Source organism: Rhodanobacter sp. OR92, assembly GCF_000427545.1.
In the GTDB taxonomy this organism is placed as follows: domain Bacteria; phylum Pseudomonadota; class Gammaproteobacteria; order Xanthomonadales; family Rhodanobacteraceae; genus Rhodanobacter; species Rhodanobacter denitrificans.
This window is the reverse complement of sequence record NZ_ATYF01000001.1, coordinates 241,194-265,078: the sequence shown is the minus strand read 5'-3', so window position 1 is coordinate 265,078 and position 23,885 is coordinate 241,194. Positions and strand designations below refer to the sequence as shown.

Here is a 23,885-nt window from a genome sequence, read left to right as displayed (position 1 = left end):
TCAGAACCCCGGATTATTGTTCTGGGCGCCCTTGTCGGGGATATTGAGCTGGCCGCCGTAATTGAGGATGTTGTGGTGCTTGGTGTCGCAATCGCTGCCGGTATGATTGCAACCGGGGTACGCCGTCACGTCCGTACCCACGGGTACCAGCGAAGGCGTCAGCAACGTCAACATGTCGCCCACGTGCGCGATTACCCAGCGCAGCTCAACCAGGCCTGTCGACGTGGTCCATGTGATGTAGCCGCCTGCGAACCAGCCGTCCGGATATGCGGCGAATGCCGCACCTTGCACGGTGGCTGCACCGACAGATGTGAGCGTGGCATCCACGCGCACCGCCTCGCGGCTGGCCTTGCAGCCCGGGCCATACAACACATGACGGCAGTTCTTTTGCCAGCATTCGCTCAGGCCGGCGGTGTTGGCGCCAGCGCTGGGCGGCAGGCAATGGATGATGGCGCGGCGGACATTGTCTTCCACGCTGGCCAGCTTTCCGCCCCAGATGCCCCGCGCCAGGGTTTCATTGGCCGGCAGCACGCGCAGCAGCACGCTGATTTTCGCCAACGGAGGTGCCGGCTGGAATTGCTGTAGCACCGGCAGATCCAGCGGCACGGTGAGGTCGAGCACGTTGCGCGACAGGTCTTGCGTCTGTGCGATCTCGCTGCGCTTGATCGTCGCCGGCTCGTAGGTCTGGCCCAGATACACCAGCGGCTTGCGCCGGACTACATAGCGCCATGCGACGGTGCCGCGGCGGAACTCGTAGAACTCGACGTCACTCATTGCCCGGCGCCCCGGCGAATTGCACGCTGCAGGCGGCGGCGCCCTCGCTGTCGGTGAGGTGCTGGATCTCCACGGCGTCGCCGGCGAGCCGGCGCAGGCTGAGGAAGCTGATGCGCGCCACCTGCTCGGGCGACACGTCGCGGGCCAGCTGGGCGTTGATACCAAGCCGCTCGGTAGCGACGTCGACCTCGGCCCACGTGGTGATTGCGCGGTGGAATACCGTGCCGTCGACCAGCTCGATGCGCAGGTGCTTGCGGCCAGCCTGGCCGCGCCCGAATCGGGTGTAGCCGCACCAGGCAATGTCCATCGTGGCGGCGGTGGCCCCGACCAATGCCGCCAGCTCGATATCGTCCTGCCCGCTGGACAGCCATACGAAGTTGGCACGGCCGGCGAAGTAATAGAGCAGCGAGCGGTGCGAGGCGCGTGCTGCGCGGCCGTTGAGCTTCCACGCATGCGATTGCTGCGGCCACGCCAGGCCGGTCAGATCATCCACGCTGATCGGGCCGATGTCGTCGTCGAGCACATCGAGGTCGCGTTCGTATACGACGGTGGGCACCGTGCTGACTTCGTCGGCATGTTCCAGGACCGGGTAGCCGGCATACATCGTCGCCGGCGGCACGGCTGGCCAGTCGCACGGTTCGATGGCCTCCATGCGCACGTGCGCGTCCGCGCGACGGCTGGTCGGGCGTTGCAGCTGCGGGCGATCGGCCAGCTGCGCAATGCGCGTCGGATACACGCGCGACCCGCGCGGCCACTCGCTGACCGTGGGGCGCACCAGCAGCAACGCGTTGGCCTGAATGTCGGCGATCTCGACGAGTTCGTACGACGTCGGACTGGACCACAACATCGCGAGACCGCCGATCGCATAATCCAGATTCGCGGTGGCCAGCGGGATGCTGGATGACGCCGCGGGGAGCAGCGCCGCCAGCACGCTGGCATCCGGCGACACCGGAAACGCCCAGTTGCGCGCCGACCAGTCGTACAGCGTGGCCTCGAGGAGCCAGCGGTTGGCCGCCGCCACGCGCACGTCGAACTCCCACGTGCGCCGCGGCGTATCGCGCAACGGGTACGCATCCTCGCTGCCATCGGCGCCGCGCTGCACTTCGGTGAGCCACTCCAGGCGCTCGAGCACGCCGTTGTGCCAGACCGGCGGGATGGTCCATGCCGTGAGCCGGTTGCCAGTGATCTCGACCGGGATGGGATCGAGCCCAGCGAACAGCCAGCTCAGCGTCGCCGCGATGACCGCGGGGCCATCGGTGCCGACCGCGATGGACCAGGTGCGCTGCTGCAACGGCGCGAACGCGAGCGGCAGCGCGCCCTCGCCGGTGGCCGTGATGCCACCGGCGGCGACCAGGTCGAGTGCCGTGAGCGATCGCGACTGATCGGGCCATGCATTCCACACGACGACACTGCGGGTCTGCACGCTGATCAGGTTGCCCAGGTCGATGCGCGACGGCGCGATGTGGATGCGGTTGTAGAAGTCGTCGAAATAGCTGACCGCCGCGACCGCACCCACCACCTTCGGCACGGCCGGCGGCCAGGCCGGCGCCATCGCGTAGGCGCCGGGCACCAGATCAGCATCCGCGGTATGCGTGGGCCAGTAATCGACCGCGAAACTGCGCAGCGCCGCCGTCACGTTCGGATTGACGTAACCCGCATTGGCGCTGGCACCTTCGGTGGCGAGGATCACGGCCATTCGCTATGGCCCGTTGTAGCGCACGGCGTAACCGAGCGTGCCGGTGCCCTGGCCGGCCGCCGTGGGGCTCAGCGTGCGCGCGCTGCGGCGCCACAGCGGGTACATCTTCCAGCGATCGGGGCCCAACGTGACGATCTGGCCGTCGGTGAGGTTATCGAGCATCACCCAGCGGAGATGGCGCGTCTGCAGCACCTGCGAAAACAGTGAGGAGGGTCGCGCTGCGTAGACAATGATGGGCGACAGCACCGACTCGCCGTTCCACGCGCTGGGTGAATTCGCCTGCACCGGCCAACGATCGCTCGCGGAGTAATAGCCGCTCCAGTTGCCGGCCGCATCCAGCTGATGGTCGATGCCGCCTACGCCCGCGTAATAGCCGGACAGGGCGTCGAACAGTCCGCAGTTGAAGCTCGACCCGTTCGTATAGCCACCGCCCAGCGTGCGGAAGTCCCAGCTCGACCCGTTGGTGTTCGTGCCTGCCGTCCCGTAGTACCAGTTGCCCGTGCCGACCAGGCCAGGCTGATCGCTCTGGCCGAACGCCAGGTACTGGTAGCAGGTGGCCTCGTAATTGATGAACAGGTACACCTCGTCCGGCGCCGCGTTGAGGTGCACCTCGTAGGTCACCGGAAAAACGATGGGGTGATTGACAATCGGCGACGCCGTCGCCACGGTCAGCCCGATGATCGACGGCTGCGTATTGCTGCGGCCGCTGAGCACGCCGCCGGCTTGCCCGCTGCCGCCCTGGATCTGCAGCGTGCTGCCCACGACCTTCGCTTCGATGAACAACGTGCCTTTGGAGAGCACGTTGCCGGTGAGCGTGAAGCCGTTCGCGGTGCACGCGGTTTGCAGCGCGGCGAGCAGATCCGCGTAGGAGTTGGCGGTGCCGGTGACATATGCGCCCATCAGCTCAGCTCCAGCAAGAAGTAGTCGGCGAACCCGGTGCGCGTCACGTCGCGCAGCACCACGTTGGTCTTGCCGTTGATGACGCAGGTGTTCTCGACGACCTGGTTGAAGCCGCTGATGAAGCGCACGCCGTCCAGCTCGCCCCAGACCTGGTTGGCCTGATACAGCACGATCTTCTTGCCGAGGTAGTAGCCGCCGGTGTCGCGCATGTTCATGCCCGTGTTCCAGGGCGCGCTAAACACCTGCTGCCAGACGCCAGCGACGTCTCGGATGCGAGCGTTGGGGCCGTTGTAGGCAGCGGTCGCGGCGATGTAGCCCTTCAGGCCCATCGAATAACTGGTGTCGGAATAGCGCGTGGCGGGCACGCCGTTGAGCATGCCGAACACCGCGATCGGGTATGGGTGCTGGCCCGGTGTGCCGTAGCGGAAGAAGAACCCCGTATAACCGTGCTGGTAGCTGCCCACGCCGACCTTGAGCCCGAACGTGATGCACTGGGCATTCACGCGCAACCAGTAGTCGATGCGCTGGTTGTGCGCGCACACGCCGCTTTCCATGTAGCTCGGCTGCGCGGTGAAGGCGGCGGCCGCCACGTAGCCGGTGAACGCGGCCACGCTGAGGTTGTAATAGTCGGCGCCGACATTGTGGTAGCTACGGAAGCCGATGAAGATTTCCTCGGTGCCGCTCAACCCCACGCCCTTCATGATCAGCTCGCGGTTGCTGCCGTCTGTGGGGTTGACGTAGCGCAGCGTGGTCCAGCCGTTGGCTTCGGCCAGCGTCTTGATCTTGAGCAGCATCTGCCAGTGGGCGAGGCCCTCGGTGCCTGTGTTGTCGACGAAGCCGATTTCGTAGGCCATCAGCGCACCGCCTGGCGAATGAAGGATGGGTTGCGACCGATGGTCACCTTCACGGCCCGCTCGAAGCTGCTGCTGGTGGCCCAGTCGTCGAGCACGCCGGTATCCAGGCCGACGACGATGCGCTGGTTGATCTGCGGCGGCTGGCTGTTGCCGTTGTCGGTGGTGGCGGCAGGCGACCGCAGGCTGCCCATGGCATCCATGCCTGGTACCACCGGCCCGGGTATGCCGGCCAGCGGGTGCACGTAACCGCCGTCGGCGTAGCCGTGCAGGCCGCGCCGGAAACGCTCGAATGCGGCGGGGCCGCCGATCGCGGCGATGTCCTCCTGGTTCAATACGCCCTCACCGGCATGCACCATGCCGGCGGGCTGGTACTTCCCGCCGGGGCCGGTGTAGCCACCGCCGGCAAAGCTGGTGCTGTTGATGGTGGCGAGCACGGAAACGCCCTGCGCGACGGCACCGGCAATGGTGACGATGTTCCAGGGGAAGCCGATCTCCGATGACGCGGCAATGCTTTTCTGGATCGACAGAATGGCCTGTGCCAGCGCTGCCGCCTTCTGCAGGGCGAAGGCGACGCGGTACTGCTTGCTCTGCTCGCCGTAGGCGGTTTGCATGGCGCTGGCCAGCGCGCCGAAACCGGCGACCGCCGTATCCACGGCCAGCTTGGTTTTGGCTTCGTCGATCGCCGCTTTCTCGGCGGCGTACTTCTTTTCGATCGCCAGCAGGTTGTCGTAGTAGCCCTGGTTTTCCGCCAGCGACTTGGCGTGCCACGCTTCCAGATCGGCGCCCGCCTTCACGGCCTTGATGAGTTCGCCCTCGGGGCCGCCGACTACGGCATCCACGCCCTGGAAGGTGGGCGCGGATTGCATGGCATCGTCCAGATGCTTCTTCGCTTCGGCCTGTTGCGCCGACGCGATGGCGGCTTCGCGTGCTGCCGCGGCCAGCTGCAATACGGCGTCGCGGCGCGAGTCGATGGCGGCCACGTCGGCGCCGGCCGCGGCCTTTTGCACGTCCGCCAGGCCGTTCTGCTTTTCGACCTCGGCGTTGTAGTCGGCCCAGGCTTTCGCCGTGGGATCGAGCGCGGCCTGCAGGCTGACCAACGATGCGATCTGTTCGTGCTGCGCTGCGCTTGCCGCTTTGGCGGCGGCGGCTGCCGTGGCCGCGACTTTCGCGGCGGCCGCCGCGGCCTTGTCGGCGGCGGCCTTGTCGGCGGCCTCTTGCTTGGACAGGCTGACGGTGACGGTGGGCAGCGTGTCGATAACGCTGGCGGGAGCGGCCGGCTTCGTAGCGGGTGCCGCGGGGCGCTGCAGCTCTGCGCCGATCTTGAGCAATGTGTTGTTGCGTTCCAGCTCGGCGTTCAGTTCGGCGGTTGACTTGCGGGCCAGGTCAACGTTCTGCACTTCGTTCTCGCCGAGCACCTGTTTCAGCGCACCACCCGGGCTGATGGCTGTGGCCAAGGCATTCACGCGGTGGAAGTAACCTTTGAACAGGCCCTCACGCGCTGCCAGCTCTTCCTTGATGGCCGCATTTCGGTCTTCAATGCCGACGGTGTCGCCCAGTGCCGCCGCGCCCGTAGACCGAGCAAGGGCTTCGCCGATGTATTTGCTGAAGCCCGCCACTTCGGCGATCGCCTTGGCTGCTGCGCCCGCCACGGCCACCAGGCCACCGACCATGATGGCGAAGCCTTCCTTGACGCCGGGGTCCTGCAGTGTCTTGGTCAGTTCTTTGATCGACCCGGTCATCTCGGGAAGGTTGCCGCCGTCGCCTTCCAGCAGGTCGCCGGCGGCGTTCTTGAGTTGGGCCAGCGCGCCGCCGAAGGTGTTGGCGGCAGCTTCGGCGGCGCCGCCAAAACTCACCTTGAGTTGATCAAGAATCAACTGTTGTGCCGCAGCGGTTTGTCCCGTATCGACCAGCGCCTGGATAACCTCCTTCTGCGTGTCAGTGAATGAAATGCCGATCTTCTGCAGTCCAGTCAGACCCTTGATGGGGTCATTCAACGCCTTGCCGATCTGCGTAGCAGCGCTAGCCAGATCCATACTCTTGGCAATTGCGAGATCCATTACCGCAGTAACGGCACCCTCGAACTGTCCTTTCTTGATGTTGCCGAAACTGAGCAGAAGGGTTTCCATGCTCAGCACAGCTTCATCGCCGAACGTCGTGACCTTCTGCATCGACTGAGACAGATCGATCAGCTCGTCGCGGGTGAGGCCGGCGGAGCCCCCGGTGGACTTGAGGCGCGCGTCGAGTTGTGCGACGGCGTCTTCCGACTCGGTCACGGCACCGAAGATGGCCTTGATGCCGGCGGCGATGGCCAGCCCGCCGATCAGCGTCTTGAGCTTGCCGAACTTGTCGGACATGCCATCGGCGGCCTTGCCGGCCTTGTCGCCCATGTCCTTGGCTTGCTTGCCGGTGTCGTCGAGTTTCTTGCGTACCCCGTCCAGGCCGTTGATGGCCTGAATCATGTCGGCGCGTACGCGCAACAACAGTTCGTAATCCTGAACGCTCACAGTTTGCTCCGCGACTTGCTCAAGGTGGCTATCCACTGGTCGGCCGACTTGCCGCCGGCGTGTGCTGCCGCGCCGTCGACAATCGCTTCCATGCGTTGTTGCAACCGCCGCCGTTCCGCGGCAGCGAGGTACAACATCAGTTGACGACGCGTGTACTTGCCGATGCGCGCGGCGTCGTGTCCGGCGCCGATGAGGCTGGCGTAGGCGTCTGACCAACGGAGGCCTGTGTCATGTGGCGTACCGTGACGGCCTCGATCACGCGCCGCACGAAAAAATCCGCATTGGTCACCCACCACAGCAGCATCAGTGCCTGGCCGTCGGCGTCGTTGAGGCCGCGCACCCAGGCTTCAGGCTGGTCGCTGGCGGCGGCCATCAGGGTGATCACGTCATCAAGGTGCTGCGTGAAGGCGGGGCGCAAGGCGTGCGGGGTCAGCAACTCGCCGCTGAACGCCACGTCGCTCAAGGCATCCACGACGTGCCGCACCGGCTCGGCCAGCTGCACGCCTTCGATGAAGCCGTACTCGCGCATGGTGACCGCCACGCCAGCGATGGTCTGCTGGCGTTCCGGGTGAAGGATGGCAATGTCGTCCGCACCATCCTGCTTTTCTGTCGGCTGCTTGGTCATGGTTAGGCGACCGCGCCGATCTTGGTAATGCTGCCGAACTGGCCGAGGCCACCGGTGGCCGGCTTGGTCTGGTCGGCCAAGGCGGCCGCCGTGATCTGCATGCCGGCGACGTCGGTGCCCGTGGTGATCAGGTCCAGCTGCTGCAGCACGCTCGGCGCGACCTTGTAGAAGTCCACCATGACCGGCGCGTTCTGGTTGGCCAGGTCCAGGCCTTCGTAGCGCAGGGCGTAGTTCTTCTGGGGCGCGGTGAACATGCCGACGGCCTTGCGGTCGGCGTAGGTGTAGGCCGCCTTGAACGGCTGCACGTAGGTGCCCACGTTGAGGATGGCGACACGACCGAACGGCTCATCCACCGCGTAATCGGTGTCGGCCACGAGGGTCAGCGGCGTGCCGGTACTGTCGGTGATCACCAGGGCGGACACGCCAGGGTTGGCCAGGTACACGACGTCGCCCACGACCAGCCCGGTGCCCAGCGATTCCGCGGTGGCAGTGCCACCGGCGGTGGTGACCACGGCGCTGCGCAGCGCAAGCGCGAGGTTGTCGGTATCCAGGCTGTGCATGGTCAGGTCAATCGCCACCGACTTGCTGATGTCGAAGCTGGCCACCTCGACGCGCTGGCCGCTGTTGCTCTCGATGTGCTTGACCTGCTCGGTGGTGAACTTGGGCGTGAGCGCGCTCACATCGCCGATATAGCGCCACTTGCCCAGCGCACCGGTGGTGGCGTTGATCTCGGCGAAGGAAACACGGCCCTGGCCGTAGAAGAATTGATCGAAACTCATGGCGTATCTCCGGTGTCGTCGGTGGACGGTTGATCAGCGCTGCGGGACTCACCGGCGGCAGGCTCACCGGCCGCCGGGCTGACACGCACTGCTGAGGGGCTGTTGCCCGCGCGCCTGTGCACGCCGGGCTTGAAGTTGGCGACGCCGATGGACACCAGCCATTCGGCGTCGCGCTGGGCGAGGTCCAGCGGCGTGCCGGCGGGGTACGGCGTGCCGGCATGGGTGTGCGGGTGGTTGAGGATGATCTGCATGTTCACTTGCTCCTCAGCAGGCGCTGCTGTTCGGATTGCAGAACGCGAAGGGCGAACTCGGCGAGACGCTCGGGACGGCGGCCGTGCTTGAGCATCTGTCCGACGCTGGGGCCGTAGACAGCCTGGATCGGCAGGCGCTTGTCTCCGCTGCGCTCGAACACCAGCCGATTGCTGCTCTTGCCGGTGGCGATGAAGGCGCCGTCGCGACCGCCGCGATCGCCGCCGCGATGGATGCTGTAGCGCGCACCGCCTTTCATCCGGCGCGACCAGGTGGCGCCGAACTGGATCGCGTTGATGCCGCGCGAGCGGCCGATCAGTGCGATGCCATCGGGTGTATTGCGCACGTTGAGGCCATCGGCGATGCGGCCGGCCTTGAGGTTGTATTCCGCCGCGATGTCGCGCTTGGCTTCGGTGGGGAGGCGCCGGCGCACGGTGCCGAGGGCGCGCTTCTGCACCTGCAGGATGCGGCCGGGAATGGCGCTCATCTGCTGCGCGGCGTCGAGCGCGCCGGTGAACTCGACGGCGAAACTGGTGTAGCGAGCCATCAGTCGCCCTCCCCTTCGATTTCGGGAAGGTCGACGGTCTGGCCAGCGAGCGCATGCGTGCAATCGCCGAGGAACTGAATGCGGCCATCCCGGACGAAGGAATGGCAGATGCCACACGGGACGTCCCACGGCTCCTCATCCGGGAATCGTTCCTGGAAGTCGCAGGCGCAATTGCCGATTGTCTGGCCCGGATTGCAGTAGTGCCCGGTGGTGGCCTTGATAGACGGGCTGAAGGTCGGTGCATCCAGATTGCCGTTGAATCCCCATTGCGCGTGGCCGATATGAGGCGACCGTTCCATGCCAGCGGGAGTCCAATCGGTCTGCATACCGTGGACACGGCCGCAGCCCGGACAGTTGATCCGCACCTGCCAGAAGCGCCCCTCGGCATCCAAAGCGATCTGCGCGCGGCTCATCGGAAATACCTCACGATGATGCGGGCCTGCATGGCGACTTCGGCGGCGCCTTCGGGGCGGTCCAGGATGGCGATATCGGCGACGTGCACGCTTCCTGCGCCCGGCGGCAACTTCACTTTTCCCTGGCCATAGGCAGCGATGCAGTTCTCCACGTCCTCGATCAAGGCGTGGATCTGTTGCTGGGCATCATCCAGCGACGTGCTGAGGGATCCCTCCACCAGCAGGCTGAAGATGCGCACGGGCTTGCCCGGCCGTTCATTGTCCAGCCCGGGGCCAAGGATCGGTTCGCTGTAGATCATCAATCCCAGCGCATCGGTGCGCTGGTGGTCGGTGGTCCAGACATTGCTGCCGGCGTCGGTCAGATAGCCGTTGGCCACGGTGATCGTGGACAACTGTGCCTGCAGCGCGAGGATCAGGAGCCAGCTGCGCGATGCGGTGGCGATGGGATCAGCCATGCAACACCACCCGGGCGACGATGCCGTCGTCGGTGTCGATGGATTCCACCTTGCGGGTACTACCGTCGATGGTCAGCAAGTCGCCGCGCGCGGGCACCCATTGCGCGCGCAGGAAGTTGGCGAGCGTGTTGCGGCCAATCACCTGGCCGTACTCGCCGACGCGGGCCACACCGTCCTCCACGACCACGCGCACGGGCACCGCGGCATCGGTGCCGCGCTGCATGAAGGCGTCGACGCCCAAGGCGTCGAAGAGCTCGACGTGGGCGTCAGCAAAGATGGCGGCAGCATCGTTCACGGCTGCACCTCCGTGCCCTGGATCGTGCTGATCTGCGTCAGCTTGGCGTTGGCCCGTTGCAGCGCGGCGCGGCGCTTGGCGGCCACGTCGAAGCACTGCGCAATCGGGCCTTCCGCCACAGGCTCCGGCTTGGTCAGGTAGGGCTTCACCCTGACGTAGACGAAGCGCTCGACAGTGACGATCGTGGGCGTGACGATCTTGTCCGCACCCGGCAGGTCGGGCTTCACTGCGGGCTTGCACGCGGCCAAGGTCAGCAGAACGGCGATCAGCAGCAGCGCGCGCATGTCAGTACCCTTCCAGGGCCGGGCAGGCCCGTTGCACTACGTTCAATGCGCCGGCGCAGTCCGGGTTGCTGAGCTGCCTGGCGTAGCGATCGATGAAGTCCTTCAGCGTGCGATCGGCATCGGCGACGGCCGCTTGTGCGGCAGCGATGGCACGCTCGCCCTCTGCCTGCAGTCGACGCTTCTCGCCCTGCGCGGCCTTCAGTTCGAGCTGCAGGGTGCCGATGGTTTTCTGGCCGGCGAGGTTGGCCAGTGCCAGTTCGTCGGACTTGTTCTTCCACACCTGCTTTTCGGTGTTGGCGACGCGAAGGTTGGCGACAGCGACATCCCTGGACGCATCGGCCATGTCACGCTGTAGGCCCAGCGACGAGTCATGCGCCCACCAGCCGAGGTTGCTCAGCAGCAGCGACAACGCCAGCACGGCAATGGCGTACAGCAGCGGTTTGACCGTGAGGGTCGGCAGCAGGCTCATGCGCCGGACTCCGCCAGCTGCGCTTCATCCTTGCGCCGATCGCACAGGCCCTGGCCGTTCGGCGTGCCCGCCCACAGCCGGCACATGGCTCGCAGCTGGGTGGCGATGCAGCGCACGTCGGCGGCAGGCAGGCACACATCACGGATCTCGCGCTTCTCGGCATTGCGGCTGCCGATCATCGAGGTACCGCGGTTATAGGTGAGGCTGACCAGCGCGCCCTTCGCGCCCGATGGCAGCGCATCGAACGGCTGAGCGCGGAAGGTGTCACGCGTGGCGACACGGTAGGCCGGCAGCGACACGCTGGCGAACACGTCGTAGGCCAGCGGATACGGCGTGACGATGTCACGGTAGTTGGCTAGCGCACTGCGGGCGCGATCGCCCACGATGCCGGCGGCACCGGCCAGGCGCGACACATCGGCATGCGCGGCCCAGGCCGAACTGATATCGCGCGGTGTCTGCATGCCGCCGTCATAGCCAATGCCCCAGGTGATGCCCGACGCACCACCCGGCCACACGGGATGTAGCAGCTTGCGGGTGTAGTTACCTTCGCCGGAGATCTCCCAGCGCACGATAAGGGCGACCGCCGCCGGCGAGACCAGGGGAGGCTGGATCTGCACCGGCGACGGCACCAGGGTCTGCACGACTTCGCGCACGTCCACGGCGGTGGGCGCGGCGACATCGGCAATGGTGGATTGCACATGCTCGACGGCGGCGTCCACCGGCGCGGCGTCGGAAGCCGGCGTCGTCTCGACGTGCGGCACCTGTGCCTGCGGGGAGGCAGGCACATGGCAGGCAGCCAGCAGCGCGATTAGCGCGCCGGCCAGAAAAAGGCGAAGGCGAGAATGATGCATGCGAACGTCTCCAGACGGTCCTTGATGAGCAGCCACCGCGCGCCGGCGTCGCCATCGCGCGCAGCGGCATGCAGTGCGACTTCCTGCTGGGTGTCGATGTCGTGCAGGTAGAGCTTCTTCATGACCCACGACGCGCCAAGCGCAGCGGCCGCATAAGCGCATAGCGACGGCAGCTCGGCCAGCCAGGCCAGCGCGTCGCCGGTCATCGGCGTCAATGCGCCGAACACGGTGAAGGCGAGCACGGACAGCACGACCATGCCCGGCAGCCAGAGGGTGAATTCCTGGCTGTGGTAGACGGCCGACGCGATGCGGCGACCGATATGGGTCAACAGGGTTTTCATGGTGTCTTCTGCGCCTGTTCGACGCGGTTGAGGCGCCGTTCGATTTCGCCGATGCGCCAGATCAGGCCGGTATCCAGCGTGGCCTTCATCTCGCGCACGTCGCCCTTGAGCTGCTGCAGCTGCTGGCCCTGGCTGGCGACCTCGGCACGGATGTCGGTCATGATGATTCCGCTCAGCGTGCCGATGACGGTCAGCAGCACGGGTACGCCGAAGGTCGAGATGACCTTCGCGAGCGTGCTCTGCGTCGCCGATTCGATGCTCATGTTCTTGTCAGCCATCGCCCTGTTCCGGTGCACCCCAACAAGCCCGCCGACACGCGCATGGCATGCCGGCGGGAACGGCGCTATCAGGTGCGCTTGCCCTGCAGCAGCGATTTCGGCCGCGTGCAGTAGTTCAGCGCGTTCATCTGCACTTCCAGGCTGCGGCCCTTGCCGTTCGGCGTCGGGTACTGCTTGGCGTAGCGCGGCAGGCCGATCGTGTTGACCGTCTCCTCGTAGTCCGCCGGCGCGTACACCGTCCGCCACAGGCCGGGCACGCCGGTCGGGAAGATGTGGCACTTGTCGGTGTTGATGAACGACGTGGCGCCCACCGCTCCGCGGTAGTTCTCCCAGACGATTCCGCCGAACTCAAATACGCCGTAGACGGCACCGTTCGGCGTGACGTAGCCGTCGCGCAGCACGGTGGCCATCGGCGTGCCCTTGTACGATTCGACGACTTCGGGATGCGAGAGCAGGTCGTCGAAGAAGTTGTCGCCGCACTCGGCGAAGATCGGGCCGACGATGGTGCCGCCGAGGTTCTTGGCCACCAGACGCACCGCCGCGGCGCACTTCTTGCGCAGGGCACCCGACGCCGGGCTGGCGTTGTCGAGGTCGAAGTCGATCTCCGCTTCCTGCGACACCCCGAACTCGGTGAACAGGTTGTACAGCGTGCTGCCGTCACCGTTGAGGATCAGGCCCTTCAGTGCACCCACACGCTGGTATTCCAGCGTCGGGTCCAGCTTGAGCTGCACGTGGGACTGCATGCGCGCATTGACGCGGTCGGACAGTACTTCGAGCTGGCTGGTCTGGCCGAAGGCACGCACGTTCTGCACGCTGTCGGCGCTGATGTAATCGTCCACCTGGTAATGCGGGATGACCAGGCTGCGCGCGGTGCGGCCACTGGGGGCATCGGACTGGCCGGGGCCGCCACGCGGGGTCGGGTTGACCAACTTCAGCTCGCCGCCATCTTCCTCGATCATGATGGTGGTGGTCGGCACGCCCTCTTCCTGCCAGCCAGCGACCTGGCCGGCGCGGCCGGGAACAAACGGCATCGCATTAATGCTGTCGGTGAGCGAGACAACGCTGAAGGCGTCGCCGTTGAAGACATCGGACATCGGTTCCATGGGGTTCTCCTGGGATCAGCGCAGGACGATGCCCAGCTCGGCGAGCTGTGCAATCGCGGTGGATTTCTGGGGCTCGGTGATGGCGGCAGGCCACACCAGGCCATCGGCCCGCGCTTCCGCCTGGCGACGGATCACGACGCAGGCGGCGTCCGCATCGGCGGCATTGGTGTTGTCCCACAGCACGCCGGCCGCGATCTGCGAGCCATCGGTGCCGGCGGGATTGAGCACGGTGAACTCGCCGGCCGTGACGACCACGTTGATCACCGCGCCCACGGCCCAGTCGGCCGCGCCGTCGGCGACGGTGAGGTTGATGTGGGGCGTGGCATAGGCCACCGCGACAGTCAGGTTCGGGAGGTATTCGCCGGAGGGCGTCTGCACGCTGAAGGTGCCGGCACCCGTGGCCGCAGCCGTGCAAGTCAACACGTAGGTGCCGACTTCCGCGGCGCTGCCGAGGGTCACGGCGCCAACGGCACCATCGCCGGTGCCCGAAATCTTGGTGCCGACGGCGGTGAGCAGGGCCGCGACGACGGCGCCGGCCAGCAGGTTGTTGCCGCTGGACAGGATGCCATTTTCGCGCGAGTAGGTGCCGTTGGCTTCCGAGAGCAGGAAGTCGCCAGCGCGGGGGTTTTCGGTCTTGGAACTCATAGGGGCGGCTCCTTACTTCTTGGCCAGGGAGGCTTCGTTCGCGGCCTGGCGGCGCGCGGCGAAGATGTTCTTGGGCGACAGGTTCACGACCTTGGCGCCTTCGCCGCGGTCGTCGCCGGGGCGCGCGTGGGTCGCGGCGGGCGGTGCATCGCGGCGGATCGCTTCGAGCGTGATGCCGCGGTCCTGCGCGGCCTTGACCATCGCCAGGGCGAAGGTCGCCGGGCTGTCGCCGTTTTCGATCGCCGCGTTGGCCTCGGCGGTGAAGCCTTCACGGGTGAGCGCGTGGATCTCGGCGATGCGGGTGCGCTCGGCGGTGATGGCGCCAGCGGTGCTGGCCTCGCGACCGGAGGCCTCGCCTTCGGCACGGGCCTGGGCTATGGCCGCGTCGTTGGATGCGATGACGATGTGCTCGGCGGCGTGGCCCGCGGCGAGCGCGCTGCGCAGGTCTTCGGTGGTAGCGACCGTGACCTGTCCTTTGTCGTTGGACATGGTGGTATTCCTCTTCGGAAGGCTTGCGGAGCCGGCAAGCTCGGCGATCACGGATTCAAGCGATCCGATGCGATCGGCCATGCCGGCTTTCACCGCGGCGGCGCCGATCAGCACGCCGCCGCGGCCAAAATCGGCCAGCACTGTCTGGGGGGTGACACCGCGGTTGGATGCGACGGCGTTGACGAATACTTCGGCCAGGGCGTCGACGATCGACTGCACCTTCGCGCGGCCTTCGTCGGTGGCCGGGTTGATGCGCTTGTCGGGCGACTGGCTGCTGACGATCTCGACCGTGCGCACATCGGACTTCGCATCGCGTGCGCTGGTGTCCAGGTAGGACATCAGCACGCCGATGGAACCGAGCACGGCGGTCTCATCGATGATGACTTCATCGGCCGCGCTGCCAAGCCAGAACGCCGCCGACGCCATGGTGCCGCCCGCATACGCCTTGATGGGCTTGATGTCGCGGCCGGCGCGGATCAGCTTGCCGAGCTCGTTGATGCCGGTGGCCTCGCCGCCGGGCGAGTTGATGTCCAGCACGATGGCGCGCACGTACTTGTTGTCCAGCGCAGACTGGATGTCGCGCGCCAAGGTGCCGGTGGACGTGGCGCCAGAGATCTCGGTGAAGAGATTGGCATAGCGGAAGATGGGGCCGGTGACCGGGATCACGGCGACGCCGTCACGCATGGAGACGGTGCGCGCGTTGTCGAGCGGCCGACCCAGGCGCGTCTGCAGTGCCTCCGGATCACCGCAGCGGTTGGCAACGGCCAGCACGGTTTCCAGCGCTTCCTGCTGGATCAGCCACGGCCGCGAGGCGGCCAGTTCGAAGGCGTCGATCATGGGGCGGGTGCCTCGCTCGGGTTGGCCGGGTCGTCGGCGCTGTCGTCTACGACCGTTGCCGCGGCGGCGGACGGCACGGGCGTTGGAGCGAACGGGAGCCTGAGTTCACGGCGCAGTTGCATTTCGCGCGCACGTTGCGTGATCACCGTGGTCCAGTCTTCGCCGGACATGGCCGCGGTTTCCATGGCTTCGTTGCTGACACCTGTCTCGATGCGCGTCTTGGCGGCATTGGCCTCTTTCTGTTCGTCCATCGAGCCACGCGCAGGGCCGACCCATACCGCGCGCTGCCAGGCGCGTCGACGGATCGGGTCGCCATAGCCGGGAAGACGCAAACGGCCGGAGGCGACTTCCTCGTCCATCTGCAGGCAATACAGCGGCTGGCAGAACTGCTGCACCAGCATCTGGCGGCGGAAAAGAAACATGCGCCAGGCTTCGAGCATCGCGGCACGCGCGGCCGAATAGCTGGAGTTGAATTGCAGCAACAGGACGTCGGTGGGGATCTCGGTGGCCGCGCCGATCTGCTTCACGATGCTCATGAAGAACGGATCGAAGTTGGCGTTGGGGCGTGACGGGTTGACCGCGTTTGCCGTCTCGCCAGGGGCCAGGTCGACGATGGCGCCGTTGCCCAGGGACAGCGCACCACCCTCGCCGAAGGCCGGCAACGGGTTGCCGTTTTCGTCGGTCTCTTCGCCGGTCTTTTCGATGAAGACGGTGAGCATCGCGGAGATCACGGCGGCCATCAGCTCGGCGCCGCTGAAGCGCTCCAGCTGCTTCAGCGGCTCCAGGATTGGCGCGAGGAACGGCGCACCGCGCAGCTGGCCGGGCCGTTCCTTGTCGTTCCAGACCTGCAGCACGCGGCGACGGCCGGTGGTTTCGCCGAACATCGGGTAGTACGTCCAACGCGCCACGCGCAGGTCGATACGATCGCCGGGGTGCGTGTTGCGAATCCACACGCCGACCGGCATGACGCCATCGAGTTGGATGCCGTCGATGCAGGTGGCGGTGTCGCCGGCGTTGTTCGGGTTGCTGATGCGGTCCGCCTCGATCAGCTGGACTTTCAGCTCACCGACGCCGCCCGGGCGCATCTCCATCGGCGTGATCGCGAACAGGTCGCCGCTGGACATGGCCGACAGCAGCGCCAGGCCCTGCAAGCCATAGATGTCATGCGTGCCTTCCACGTCGCATTCGCGTGGATCTTCGGCCCAACGCTCCCAGCCGGCACGCAGCTGGGCATTGAAGACCTCGCCCTCTTCTGCCGTGATGCCCAGCGCCTGGTAATCAACCGAGGGACGACAGACCACGCCGGTGCCGACCACAGCGGTGCGCGGGCGCAGCAGCGCGGCACGCGCGATCGGGTAGTTGCGGAAAGCATCGCGGGATCGTGCGCGCAGCGTGCGCAGCTCATGCGCCGGCATGTCGCTGGTCGCGCTGCCAATGCTGGCGAACCAGTTCTGCAGGCTGCGCAGGGTGCGCGAGGCGCCGCGCCAGCGCGTGCCCTGCACTTCCGTCGGCGCCGATGCCTGGGCGACCGGGAGCGCGGCGCGCTCGTCGCGGTCAACCGGAATGATCGCTCCCAGGCGATCGGCGGCAACGCTGGCGGAAGCGTGGCCAGCCATCAATCGGGCACCGCATAGGTGACGCGATTACGCGTGCGCGTGGTGCCGGCCAGGGTGCGGCGCAGTTCGGCAATGTAGGCGTCGATCTGCTTCAGACCCTCGACGGAATACTGGATCGTCCGGTCGCCGAAGGTCACCGACGAGCGCGTGGCGCCCGTGCGCCAGGCGTGGCGGGCGGCGATCGCTTCGTCGAGCTGGTCTTGCAGTGTGGCCATGCCATCCGGTCGGTGTGCCGGGGCCAACAAAAAGCCCCGCGCGATGGCGGGGCTTTCGATATGTCGGCAGGCCCTGCCGACACCTGATTATTGTCAGATCGCGTCCGGACGCACGCAGTTATCTGAACGAATGATAAATGCTTAAATCACGGCGCTAAGGCGGACGACGCGCTGGCGCCGCTTAGCTCCAGGCTGGGCGACGCAGGACGCGTCGGGATTTTGATCCATTCCGAATACGGCAATCCGATAGTCGCCTCGGCATACCGCAACGCCATCCCATACCAGTCATCGTCCAGCTTTCCACCATCGCTCCGGTTTTCGCAGAAAACGCTGTCGATCACATGATGCAGCTGCAATGGTTCGAATGCGGCGCCGTCGACATGCGGCACAAACCGAAACGTCACGCCACCGGCCCGGAAATTTCGCGGCTCACCCCATTGGCTCATGGTCTACTCCTTGATTAGGCGGCTCATCGTACAAGTCGGTTTCTTCTCCGGCCAGACAACCTCGTAGCCGAGCATCTCGCCGAGCTCGCACATGGCAACCTGCGAGTTGTAGCGGCCGCGCGCCGTGAAAACCTTGCGAGCGGCCTTCATCACGGCGGCCGGCAAGCAATCCGCGCACCACTGCACCTCGACTTCATGTCTGCACTTTTGCATGCGTGTTTTCCGGAAGGAACCTTTACCGTCTCGACGTGGAGCTCAACGGTCATGCGGCATCCTCATTCCGTTTCCTCGAACGCCTGATATTCGAGGTCGTGTCCCTCTGTGTCATTGCAGACCACGACCAGCGCCTTACCGCGGGTGATCTCCAGAAATCGACCGAGACGAGACATCGTCTCAGGATCGCCTGCGTAAAAGTTAGTCATCGCGCCGCGGTGCCCCTGGCCGATCCATAGCAATTGTTTGGTCTCATGACATACCAGCGAGAAAGTCTGACTCATCAATTGCACCTGCTCATCCTAGGAAGTCGCCGGGTTTTCAAAGAAGCCGTCCGGTCTCGGTGTAGTCCCCTCCTGCATGATCACCGCAGGAAAGCCAGCAGCGTAGCATTCACTAGCCTCCTGCTCAGCCAGCTCATACGTTTTGGCGGCCGAGTTCATTTCCCAATCTGACGGGGTGTATCCGAGATTGGTGTCGATCCACACCACGTAGAGCTTCGGCGGCGCGACCGACTCGGCTTGCTCATGTTTCCTCTCGATCGTCGCTTGCATGCCGCTACCTCATTGTTATGCGTTTGAAGTCGACCACCCATACCCACGGGTTGGCGTTCCAGCTGCCTGCGCCGTTGATCGACTCCCACAGATCGCGGAACGCACGGCATGGATCTTCGCGACCGGCGTCACTTTCTACGACGTCGGCCCAAGCCAGTGGTTCGGCACTGAAGCGATCCTGGTAACCGGAACCGATGGACAGGCGGTGGATACCTTCGGCCTCAGCTTGCGCATCGCTGATGTCCTGCAGCCGCTCCACGCGCACGCCGGTCACTTCCAGCGTGATGCGGCTGGCCCAGCGGGGCATGTGGATGGATGGCTTGCACCTGTACTGAGTGCTTCGCAGTTCGTCGCGATCGTGGTCTTTCAGGTCCGCGTCGTACTCCAGGTGAACACGCGCCTTCGCACCGAGTAGCAATGTGGGTTTGAAGCCTGACTCATCTTTCCAGAACGTTTCGCGCACCCATAGCCGATCGCCTGGCTGGCCGTAGGGGTTGCGCACCAGCACCTGCGCTCCAGTGTCCTTGTCGTGGAAAGCCGCATGCGAAGTGCCCGGTCCGCTGACCATGCCAAGGAACTGGTAGCGGTCCGGCTCGGCATTGATGACCTGGAGACCAGACACCCGCCGAGTCACCGTCTTGCGGCAGTCGAGAATGGCGCGAACCATCGTCGCGCTGAAAAGGATGGGGCGCTCTTTCATGATCAAGCCCTCGCCAATGCATGATCGCGTGGCACCCGGAAGCCAGCGGCATTCGCATGGCCACCACCGCCGAATTGCGCGGCGATCGCGGATACATCGAGGCCGTCAGCAGCGGAGCGCAAGCTGAAGACCCGCATGTCGGAGGTGTCCCAGTAGCACGCAGCGAAAGGCTCGCCCGCGGCCATCCGTTCGCCCGCATCGCTGGTGAGGGTGTGCGGAAGGCTGGCCACCGGCACGTCATGGCCGGCGATCGTCATGCGACGTTTGCACAGGTCGACGAGTTCGGCCACGTCCTTGTGGTGTTTGCGTTCGATGGCTTCGCCTTGGAGCTGGAGCAAATCCGCCGGGGCACGGGCGAGCACGTCCCACACGTCGAATCGGTATGGGTAGCTGAAAAGCGTCGCGCTGATCTCGCGGGTGCCCGGCAACGCGAAGCGCCACAGGTCGCGATCCTCCACATGATTGACCAGGGCGGGACGTGCCACGCCGGGGTGGAAGAAGTCCCAGGCAATGCCGGCGCCGCTGCGGTTCATGTCGAACAGTGCATAGACGACGGAGCGGCCGATGTTTTCGCAGCGGTCCATTTCGACGCAGGCCTGGATCTGTTCCCAGTTGCGTGGAGCGGTCCGCTCGGGCGCATCGATGCGCGCACAGGTGAGGTATTCCGGCCCCGTGCGAGATTCCCGTGGAACATCCGCTTCCGCGCTTTTGTGATGATCGAGCAGCAGGATCGACCGGGCGGTCAAGGCTATGGCGCGCAGCACGTCCGGGCTGTAGCTGAAGTCGACCAGGATGACATCGCGCCCGGCGACATCGGGCGGTGGCGACTGATACGCGGCGGGCATGTAGACGGCACCGGCGCCAAAGCGGCGCCAGACGGCCCAAGCCGCGGTGAAGCCGTCGGCGCAGTTGGCGTGGTAGATGACGAGTGGCTGTGCAACAGGATTCATGCGGGTTCTCCGGTGAGCGCCCCTTCGACGAAGGCGATGGCGGACTTGAGGTAGGCGTAATACGCAGACCTGCCGATGGACACGCCGATGCGCGACAGGCGCTGCAGGCGTTCGCTTTCCGGCAGGCCGGCCATGAAATATTCGGCGCGCAGCACGCGGGCTTCGCGCCAGCGGCCCTGGCTTTCCATGCGTTGGACGATGCGCTCGACGCGATCGGCTTCGGGATCGACGCAGCGCGGCGCCGTGCCCGCCAACGCCTCGGCGCCGGCGTAGCCGGTCCTGGCCAGCTGGTCGCCGCCGTAGGCGCTGGCCCAACACTGGAGCTGCTGTTTCGGGTCGTGCGGGTCGGGCATGGCGGATCTCCTATTTCAGGCCGGCGTGACGGGTGCCACGGGCTGGGCGATGCGTAAGGGGTTGACTGGGGCCGCGCAGCACTTCGCGGGCGCGTTGCACCAGGGCGGCATCGAGCAAGGCAACGATGGGTGAGCCGGGTTCACCGAGCTGGTCGGTGAGCGCGCCGAGCACGGCGACTTCATCAGCCAGGCCGCCTGTCGCGCGGCGCCACTGGTCAAGGCGATCGCCGTCGATGGTGGACATGGGCTCGCGATCGATCTGGCAGAGGATCTCGTCGATCGCCTGGCGTACCGGCATGCCCCGGAGCCCGATATATGTTTCACGGGAATCACCCGCTATGGCTGGCGGTTCCGGTAAGACCGACGCGCCCTGCTGCGCCCGTTCCATCAGGCGCGCCTCGCGCGCCGCCCAGTCGGCCAGGCTCAACCGATGCAGGCGCAGCTCATGGTGGTGCGCGGCCGCGTAGGCGTAGACGAAGGTGTCCAGCGGTTCGTTGCGGACACTGCTGCGGTTCTTTTCGAAGCGGCCCTTGCGCGGGTTGAAGGTTTCACTGACTAGGCCGTCCAGGTAGAAATCATCCAAGTCTTCGGAGAGGTGGATGAGGCGTGCCTCGGGCGCGGCGTCGGCATCGCTGGACAGGCGCTGGAACAGCCAGTGCTTCACGCCTACCGTGCCCACGTGATAGATGTGCACGCCCTTCTTGTCGAGCTTGCCTTTGTAGTTGACGTCTTCCAGCTTGGGTCGGTTGATCACCGGCGCGTTGTTGGGTACCGCGCCGAAGATACACATGGGCCGAAGCACGCGACGCGATCGAACGAAGTGCTTGACGTGTTCGGTGCGGTGGCCGCCCGCGTCGATGGCAGTGGCTTCGATGCGCAGCCAGCCACCCAGTTCGTGGGCCAGCGGGCGGTTGAGCAGGTCGGTGAGCTTCGCCCAGACCTCGTCCTCGCCGGGGTCGCCCGCTAGCTCGACGTAATCCAGCACCCAACACGTCATGCCGCGGCCCCAGCCGAGAATGGTGACGGCCAGGCGATCGTCCTGGGTATCCACCCCGGCGGTGAGGGCCAGCACCCCGCGCGGCGCCGTGCGCAGGCGATACAGCTCGCGGCGATCGCGGATGAGGTTGACCTTGACCTTGCGCAGGGAAGGGTCTTCCCAGGCTTCGGCGAGACGGTCGTTGATGAAGGTTTTCAGCTTGGCGGGATCGCCCTGGGCATCGAGCCACATGCCGACCAGGTCGACCCAGCGCGGGCCCAAGCCCATGGGGTAGTACAGGCAGTTGGCGTGATAGCCGCGGATCTTCCGGTCTGGGTAGGTCGGCACCCATCGGCCGCGGGCGATGAGGTCGGTCTTCTGGTGTTCCTCGATGACGACGCCGCACTCGCGGCAGCCGTACCAGCAGCGCTTGCCGTCGGGCGTCCAGTGCAGCCCGCTCCATTCGAAGGACTGCTCGTGGCCGCAGTCTGGGCACGGCCAGAGCCAGTGGCGCTGGTCGGATTTCGCCCATAGCGCGGTCAGGCGACACAGGCCGAGGATCTCCGGCGTGCCGACCTTGAAGCGCTTGTAGGTGCTGGGGAAGGCCGAGGTGCGGCCATCGAGCATGGCATCGGGGTCGTCGCCGCTTTTCAGCGCGCTGGCGAAACTGGAGAACTCGTCGACCAGCAGCAGCCCGACCGCGGTGGACTTGAGGCGCACGGGGTTGCCGGCGTGCTCGATATAGAGCTGGCCACCCTGGAAATCCTTGAAGCTTCGCCGGTTGCTGGATTCGCGGCTGGCGATGCTGGTGAGCACACGCTGCACCGAAGGGGTTTCGTCGATCAGCGGATTGAGCTTCTGGTCGATCCACTTGTTCATCGACACTTCGCCCGGCAGCGTCACCATGATCGGCTGCGGGTTTTCTTCCATCGTGTAACCGAGGATGTTCGTCTCGATTTCGCTTTTGCCGAACTGGATCGGGAAAAGCGCGACGGCTTCATGCACGGGGCTGCGCGCGCTGAAGCAATCCATCACCTCGACTTGCAGCGGGTTGCGGCTGTTGTCCCAGGCGCCGGGGATGGCGCTGCCTTTTCGCGACAGCCGCCGCTTCGCCGCAGCCCATTCGCTGACGCGCAGGAGCTTGCGCGGTGCGATGGCACGAGCCACCGCGCGGGCGATCTCGGTTCGGGCGACGGCGTAGGCAGCGCTCAAGGTTTTACTGCCCGCCGGCGGCGAGGGAGACACGCTCGGTGCGTGAGCGCTTCACGGTGACGACGTAGACGATCCCGTCGCCATCCATGCGACCCGCTACGCGGACGCTTTCCCGATCCGCCTTGGGACAGGCCAGGCCTTCGCCGGTGGCATCGCAGAAGGTCAAGTGCACCGCCGCGGCGGCGTGCTTCGGCGTGGGCAGCGAGCTCGCCTGGAATGACCAGCGCGGATGGTCTTTCGCACTGTAGAAGCTGAGGTCATGGTAGTCGAAGTTCCTGCCGCGCCGGATACACCACCAGCCCGCCTCGCCGGCCGAGGTTCCGCGCAGGAAGGTGACCGAGACGAGACCATCGCCCAGGTCGGTTGTTTGACACTGCTGATTCATGCTGACGCCTCGCTCTTGCCGATGGATGTGAATTTGCGTGCGAGCTCTTCGAGCGCCTGCTCGATGCCGTCGCGGAGTTTCTGCCGCACGACGTCTTCGTCGTCGGTGGCGGCCAGTTGGGGCGCCAGGACGGCAGGCAGCAACTCCAGACGGCTGCGCAGTTGGACGATCGCGTCCGCGGCGCTGGCCACGACTTCGTCGCGCTGCATGAGGCCGCCCATTTCGAGCTGTTCGTCGCGTAGCGCCTTGCGCGCCAGGGCCTCTTCGCGCTCGGCCTGTGCCCGGGATCGACGGAGGGAAAGGGGATCGACCGGAAACGCCGGTGAATCCGCGTCCGGGATAGCGCCGTCGTCAGCCGGCGGCGCTATCGGCGCCGCCGCCGAAGCGGGACCGCGGGCGGCGGCATGCCGGGCGCGCACGCCCTCTTTCGCCGGGTCACGCGTGGAGGCGATGAGCTGCAGGGATTCGGCTACGCGCACGCGGCGGCCATCTTCCGTGAGCACCAGGCGGCCGGCCTGGCGAAGCGCCGTCACGTAACCTGGCTTGCAGCCCAGCCGGGACGCGAACTCGCGAAAGCCTTCGGTTTCCGGCAGGTCAGCCATGGACTTCACCCTCTTCCTTTTTTTTCAGAGTTTCGAAAGAAGAGAGAAATGCGCGCGCGAGCGCGGGCAGTCTGCGGCGACAGCGCGTATCTGCGGGCAGGTTTGCGGGGAGCGCGAATCCGCAAACCCGCACCACGACTGCGTGTCTGCGGCTTTGCGGCGTCTGCGGGCACGTGCCTCGTGTGCGCGCATGTATGCGCGCGAGCGGACGCAGGGTCGTGGCGCCACCCCTCGCGCGGGCGGGCGCTCGATAGGCCGCAATGCCGCAGAAGGCC

General features: G+C 66.0%; 32 protein-coding genes. All 32 read right to left on the bottom strand.

Annotation, left to right across the window (positions count from 1 at the left end):
- Nucleotides 1-774 carry a phage BR0599 family protein gene (locus tag RHOOR92_RS19815; protein WP_051281110.1) on the bottom strand — a complete coding sequence of 258 codons (774 nt, stop codon included), beginning with the start codon at nt 772-774 and terminating at the stop codon, nt 1-3.
- On the bottom strand, nt 767-2,464 hold the full coding sequence (locus RHOOR92_RS19810; protein WP_196801993.1) for a hypothetical protein: 1,698 nt from the start codon (nt 2,462-2,464) through the stop codon (nt 767-769). Before RHOOR92_RS19810 ends, RHOOR92_RS19815 begins: the two co-directional genes overlap by 8 nt.
- Nucleotides 2,465-2,473: 9 nt before the next feature.
- Complete coding sequence (locus RHOOR92_RS0101415; protein WP_027489389.1) at nt 2,474-3,370, bottom strand: hypothetical protein; 897 nt, start codon at nt 3,368-3,370, stop codon at nt 2,474-2,476.
- A complete protein-coding gene (locus tag RHOOR92_RS0101410; RefSeq protein WP_027489388.1) occupies nt 3,370-4,224 on the bottom strand; it encodes a hypothetical protein in 855 nt (284 codons plus the stop codon). Before RHOOR92_RS0101410 ends, RHOOR92_RS0101415 begins: the two co-directional genes overlap by 1 nt.
- Nucleotides 4,224-6,728, bottom strand: a complete 2,505-nt coding sequence (locus RHOOR92_RS0101405; protein WP_027489387.1) for a phage tail length tape measure family protein — start codon at nt 6,726-6,728, stop codon at nt 4,224-4,226. The genes RHOOR92_RS0101410 and RHOOR92_RS0101405 overlap by 1 nt, the downstream gene beginning before the upstream one ends.
- Before the next feature lie 136 nt (nt 6,729-6,864).
- Complete coding sequence (locus tag RHOOR92_RS0101395; RefSeq protein WP_027489386.1) at nt 6,865-7,353, bottom strand: DUF6631 family protein; 489 nt, start codon at nt 7,351-7,353, stop codon at nt 6,865-6,867.
- A 2-nt stretch (nt 7,354-7,355) separates the two neighbouring features.
- On the bottom strand, nt 7,356-8,132 hold the full coding sequence (locus tag RHOOR92_RS0101390; RefSeq protein WP_027489385.1) for a hypothetical protein: 777 nt from the start codon (nt 8,130-8,132) through the stop codon (nt 7,356-7,358).
- The gene (locus RHOOR92_RS18315) at nt 8,129-8,383 is read right to left on the bottom strand and encodes a hypothetical protein (protein ID WP_037114664.1); all 255 of its coding nucleotides are present in this window, start codon (nt 8,381-8,383) and stop codon (nt 8,129-8,131) included. Before RHOOR92_RS18315 ends, RHOOR92_RS0101390 begins: the two co-directional genes overlap by 4 nt.
- Nucleotides 8,384-8,385: 2 nt before the next feature.
- Nucleotides 8,386-8,928: a phage tail protein gene (locus RHOOR92_RS18975; protein WP_027489384.1), complete on the bottom strand. Its 543-nt coding sequence runs from the start codon at nt 8,926-8,928 to the stop codon at nt 8,386-8,388.
- Complete coding sequence (locus RHOOR92_RS0101375) at nt 8,928-9,341, bottom strand: DUF6527 family protein (RefSeq protein WP_027489383.1); 414 nt, start codon at nt 9,339-9,341, stop codon at nt 8,928-8,930. Before RHOOR92_RS0101375 ends, RHOOR92_RS18975 begins: the two co-directional genes overlap by 1 nt.
- Nucleotides 9,338-9,796 (bottom strand): hypothetical protein, encoded by a 459-nt coding sequence (locus RHOOR92_RS0101370; RefSeq protein ID WP_027489382.1) that lies wholly within the window; start codon nt 9,794-9,796, stop codon nt 9,338-9,340. Before RHOOR92_RS0101370 ends, RHOOR92_RS0101375 begins: the two co-directional genes overlap by 4 nt.
- A complete protein-coding gene (locus RHOOR92_RS0101365) occupies nt 9,789-10,091 on the bottom strand; it encodes a hypothetical protein (protein WP_027489381.1) in 303 nt (100 codons plus the stop codon). The genes RHOOR92_RS0101370 and RHOOR92_RS0101365 overlap by 8 nt, the downstream gene beginning before the upstream one ends.
- Nucleotides 10,088-10,375: a hypothetical protein gene (locus RHOOR92_RS0101360; protein ID WP_027489380.1), complete on the bottom strand. Its 288-nt coding sequence runs from the start codon at nt 10,373-10,375 to the stop codon at nt 10,088-10,090. The genes RHOOR92_RS0101365 and RHOOR92_RS0101360 overlap by 4 nt, the downstream gene beginning before the upstream one ends.
- A 1-nt stretch (nt 10,376) precedes the next feature.
- A complete protein-coding gene (locus RHOOR92_RS0101355; protein ID WP_027489379.1) occupies nt 10,377-10,844 on the bottom strand; it encodes a hypothetical protein in 468 nt (155 codons plus the stop codon).
- Nucleotides 10,841-11,695 (bottom strand): hypothetical protein, encoded by an 855-nt coding sequence (locus tag RHOOR92_RS18300; RefSeq protein ID WP_231378283.1) that lies wholly within the window; start codon nt 11,693-11,695, stop codon nt 10,841-10,843. Before RHOOR92_RS18300 ends, RHOOR92_RS0101355 begins: the two co-directional genes overlap by 4 nt.
- Complete coding sequence (locus RHOOR92_RS0101345; RefSeq protein ID WP_027489378.1) at nt 11,653-12,036, bottom strand: hypothetical protein; 384 nt, start codon at nt 12,034-12,036, stop codon at nt 11,653-11,655. Before RHOOR92_RS0101345 ends, RHOOR92_RS18300 begins: the two co-directional genes overlap by 43 nt.
- Nucleotides 12,033-12,314, bottom strand: coding sequence for a hypothetical protein (locus RHOOR92_RS0101340; RefSeq protein ID WP_027489377.1), 282 nt, complete (start codon nt 12,312-12,314; stop codon nt 12,033-12,035). The genes RHOOR92_RS0101345 and RHOOR92_RS0101340 overlap by 4 nt, the downstream gene beginning before the upstream one ends.
- Before the next feature lie 68 nt (nt 12,315-12,382).
- A complete protein-coding gene (locus tag RHOOR92_RS0101335) occupies nt 12,383-13,417 on the bottom strand; it encodes a major capsid protein (protein WP_231378282.1) in 1,035 nt (344 codons plus the stop codon).
- 15 nt (nt 13,418-13,432) lie between these two features.
- Nucleotides 13,433-14,062, bottom strand: a complete 630-nt coding sequence (locus RHOOR92_RS18970) for a head decoration protein (RefSeq protein ID WP_051281106.1) — start codon at nt 14,060-14,062, stop codon at nt 13,433-13,435.
- A gap of 12 nt (nt 14,063-14,074) precedes the next feature.
- Nucleotides 14,075-15,388 carry a S49 family peptidase gene (locus RHOOR92_RS0101325; RefSeq protein ID WP_027489375.1) on the bottom strand — a complete coding sequence of 438 codons (1,314 nt, stop codon included), beginning with the start codon at nt 15,386-15,388 and terminating at the stop codon, nt 14,075-14,077.
- Nucleotides 15,385-17,004 (bottom strand): phage portal protein, encoded by a 1,620-nt coding sequence (locus RHOOR92_RS18290; RefSeq protein ID WP_051281104.1) that lies wholly within the window; start codon nt 17,002-17,004, stop codon nt 15,385-15,387. Before RHOOR92_RS18290 ends, RHOOR92_RS0101325 begins: the two co-directional genes overlap by 4 nt.
- Nucleotides 17,004-17,219 carry a gpW family head-tail joining protein gene (gene gpW / locus RHOOR92_RS0101315; RefSeq protein WP_027489374.1) on the bottom strand — a complete coding sequence of 72 codons (216 nt, stop codon included), beginning with the start codon at nt 17,217-17,219 and terminating at the stop codon, nt 17,004-17,006. The genes RHOOR92_RS18290 and gpW overlap by 1 nt, the downstream gene beginning before the upstream one ends.
- Before the next feature lie 146 nt (nt 17,220-17,365).
- Entirely contained in the window at nt 17,366-17,665 is a 300-nt protein-coding gene (locus RHOOR92_RS18285) for a hypothetical protein (RefSeq protein WP_037114655.1), read from the bottom strand.
- 3 nt (nt 17,666-17,668) lie between these two features.
- Nucleotides 17,669-17,878 carry a hypothetical protein gene (locus RHOOR92_RS0101310; protein ID WP_027489373.1) on the bottom strand — a complete coding sequence of 70 codons (210 nt, stop codon included), beginning with the start codon at nt 17,876-17,878 and terminating at the stop codon, nt 17,669-17,671.
- A 62-nt stretch (nt 17,879-17,940) separates the two neighbouring features.
- Nucleotides 17,941-18,162, bottom strand: a complete 222-nt coding sequence (locus tag RHOOR92_RS0101305; RefSeq protein WP_155950189.1) for a hypothetical protein — start codon at nt 18,160-18,162, stop codon at nt 17,941-17,943.
- Nucleotides 18,163-18,180: 18 nt separating this feature from the next.
- Nucleotides 18,181-18,432 (bottom strand): hypothetical protein, encoded by a 252-nt coding sequence (locus RHOOR92_RS0101300; RefSeq protein WP_027489371.1) that lies wholly within the window; start codon nt 18,430-18,432, stop codon nt 18,181-18,183.
- A gap of 4 nt (nt 18,433-18,436) precedes the next feature.
- Complete coding sequence (locus tag RHOOR92_RS0101295) at nt 18,437-19,132, bottom strand: hypothetical protein (RefSeq protein WP_027489370.1); 696 nt, start codon at nt 19,130-19,132, stop codon at nt 18,437-18,439.
- Nucleotides 19,133-19,134: 2 nt separating this feature from the next.
- Nucleotides 19,135-20,082 carry a phosphohydrolase gene (locus RHOOR92_RS18280; protein WP_037114650.1) on the bottom strand — a complete coding sequence of 316 codons (948 nt, stop codon included), beginning with the start codon at nt 20,080-20,082 and terminating at the stop codon, nt 19,135-19,137.
- Entirely contained in the window at nt 20,079-20,435 is a 357-nt protein-coding gene (locus RHOOR92_RS0101285) for a hypothetical protein (RefSeq protein WP_027489369.1), read from the bottom strand. Before RHOOR92_RS0101285 ends, RHOOR92_RS18280 begins: the two co-directional genes overlap by 4 nt.
- A 10-nt stretch (nt 20,436-20,445) precedes the next feature.
- Nucleotides 20,446-22,623 (bottom strand): phage terminase large subunit family protein, encoded by a 2,178-nt coding sequence (locus tag RHOOR92_RS18275; RefSeq protein WP_081660192.1) that lies wholly within the window; start codon nt 22,621-22,623, stop codon nt 20,446-20,448.
- Between the two features lie 4 nt (nt 22,624-22,627).
- Complete coding sequence (locus RHOOR92_RS0101275; protein WP_027489368.1) at nt 22,628-23,008, bottom strand: hypothetical protein; 381 nt, start codon at nt 23,006-23,008, stop codon at nt 22,628-22,630.
- Complete coding sequence (locus RHOOR92_RS0101270; RefSeq protein WP_027489367.1) at nt 23,005-23,610, bottom strand: hypothetical protein; 606 nt, start codon at nt 23,608-23,610, stop codon at nt 23,005-23,007. Before RHOOR92_RS0101270 ends, RHOOR92_RS0101275 begins: the two co-directional genes overlap by 4 nt.
- Nucleotides 23,611-23,885 lie beyond the last annotated feature (275 nt).